This window comes from Oleiphilus sp. HI0067, assembly GCF_001635735.1.
This window is the reverse complement of the sequence record NZ_LWFI01001557.1, coordinates 1-1,687: the sequence shown is the minus strand read 5'-3', so window position 1 is coordinate 1,687 and position 1,687 is coordinate 1. Positions and strand designations below refer to the sequence as shown.

Genomic DNA, 1,687 nt, shown 5'->3' with positions numbered 1-1,687 from the left:
TATTAACACCCATTGGCTTGGAGAGAAAATAGAAAGTCATATCGATGCGGTTTGGCGTAACCAACTCAATATTCAATTATTCAATGAAGCCTCACTGCTAGAAACGGCTGGAGGCATCCGTAACGCCCTCTCTTTTTTAAATTCAGAGGCCGATACGCCATTTCTGCTGATCAATGGTGATGTCTACACAGAAGCGCCTCTCACGTCTTTATTAGAAAACAAGATCGGTAAAGAGATAAAAGCGCACATCCTTCTGTGCGAAAACCCGGAGCACAATACTAAGGGTGATTTCGGAATCGATAGCACTAACAGCAAACAGATACTCGCCACGCTCATCGCGCCTCTATCACATACTTATTCCGGTATTGGCCTATACCGGCCAAGCATGTTTAAAAATCTGCCTGAAGGAAAAGCGCCCTTGGGACCAATGCTTAAAGAGCTAGCGCAATCTCATCAACTGCAGGCATCAACATTAGATGGGTACTGGCTAGATGTTGGTACACCAAGTCGTCTCGAAACCTTAAGAAATCGACTCGCATAAAACAGGCTTAGTTTTTGCTTTATTTTGACAAATATTTCTTTTTGTCAAAATGCTGTCATATCACTGGAGCAACGACCATGTGGCTAAGTCTACTGAGCATCTTTATTTTTATTGTTTTGTGCTCGATCTTTATTATCGCAACACTTTCATGGAAAGAAGCGAAGTCCGCTTACACCNAGCTGCGTCAGGATCACGCAGAACTTGAAGCCGACGAGCAACAAGCACTCATACAAATCGTGGCATTTTCTAAGCTTTGGTTTCGCAAACAATTCAATTTTATCGATCGCGAACTCATCAATATGTCGCCAAGTTTATTGCGCACAGGACTCATCGCTGTGCGTGAGGAATACGGAGAAGACGAATTGCAAAAAACCCTTCAATGGCAGCTAAAATCAGCCATTCAAGCTCGAAAGCAGCATATCAATAAGTTGGAACTTCTTAATACAAACTTACTAACTATTGCTATATTTGTAGCAGTCATGACGCTCATCGGACAGCTTCAATTCATGTCTCTACAAGGAGCTGAATTAGCTCTTGCGCCGCTAACAACATTAGCGTTCGCTTTGTGTGTACAGGGCTTTGTTTGCAAACCTTTGATTGAACGCTTGTATCGTCAAATGGAAATACATCATGACGCCTTAAATATTCACGCTGAAGGCATCATGATGATTAGCCAAGGCCAAACGCCGGCACAAATTCGATCCGTGCTTGAAGCCATGACAAACGGGCTCGATCACATCAAAGGGCCTGTCAAGCCGGCAAACAAAGTAGCTAAAAAGCCTTCAAGCTTTATTTTCCCAACACGTAAAGCTTCCTAAAAAATAACATGAGCATCGCGATCGATTCAGCACGTTTCAGCTTTCATGCTAGAACTAAAACCAGCGACAACAGCATCATAAACCTTGCAGCGCTATCGTTAGTTGTCTGCTTGATCATCTACCTGAGCTCAATCAAATCAAGCTTGGTAAATGAAGATGCCACGCATGCTGCTCCAACCGTAAGCGACCAGTCTATAAGTAAACAGCTTGCAACACCGGCGCCCGATATATCAAAGCTATTAATTGAGCGGACGAGCTCATACAACTTAAGCCACTATGTAGAAATACAAAAAAATGCGCCAACACCCAAAGTAGTGATTGATAGTGC

The 1,687-nt window shown here is 43.1% G+C and carries 2 protein-coding genes; both read left to right on the top strand.

Going from position 1 to position 1,687, the window contains the following annotated elements; translation table 11 throughout:
• Nucleotides 1-541: sugar phosphate nucleotidyltransferase (locus A3739_RS25455; RefSeq protein ID WP_068503222.1), on the top strand; the 541-nt coding region annotated here is incomplete at its 5' end.
• An 826-nt stretch (nt 542-1,367) separates the two neighbouring features.
• The coding region (locus A3739_RS31085) for a hypothetical protein (RefSeq protein ID WP_231877147.1) at nt 1,368-1,687 on the top strand (320 nt) is incomplete at its 3' end.